This is a genomic window from Pseudoalteromonas sp. 78C3 (assembly GCF_002836695.1).
Taxonomy (GTDB): Bacteria; Pseudomonadota; Gammaproteobacteria; order Enterobacterales; family Alteromonadaceae; genus Pseudoalteromonas; species Pseudoalteromonas arctica.
The window spans coordinates 1-572 of record NZ_PJAV01000057.1; the positions used below are offsets into that span (position 1 = coordinate 1).

At 32.7% G+C, this 572-nt stretch carries 1 protein-coding gene; it reads right to left on the reverse strand.

The annotated features are described in order from the left end of the window. Positions 1–319: 319 nt before the first annotated feature. Positions 320–572 (reverse strand): MauE/DoxX family redox-associated membrane protein (locus CXF76_RS00800; protein WP_332870241.1); only part of this gene is annotated, 253 nt, incomplete at its 5' end.

The window sequence follows — 572 nt, forward strand, 5'->3', positions numbered from 1 at the left end:
TAAGCGGACTAGAAAAATTTCACAAAATTTATTAATTAAATTTATAAATTCTTAAACACTAGGATGATTAAAAATTTATTGCCAAAAGAATTCTGGAATCAAATTTAGATTAGATCTATTTAATAAAATTAGAGGGCTAGTGCTTTTTTAAATCATGCAATTGATAAAAAACTTTAGTCTCGTTGTAACTTCAAGATACCTTAGAGAAGCCAGAGCAAATTGATGGCATTTTAAGTTCAGGCAGAACCAGACTCAACTACTGAATCTGGTTCGTGCTATAAATAAGCTCGTCATCATATTTTTAAATTAAAGCTGTTATTTACCTAACAAACATCCAAATACCGGCAGCTATCATAAATAAGTTTTCTGTTAGAGAGATAAACCCTAGTGGTACGTTACTGTCACCGCCTACACACGCACATTTTAACTCTCGTTTATCTATATAGACTGCTTTTATCACTGAAACAGCACCAACCCCACCTATGAATAATGAAATAGGGGCAATAATATAGGCTGGTAACCCGGCTATCATTCCAATGCCAACAAATGCTTCTAAAAATGGGTAAACATAA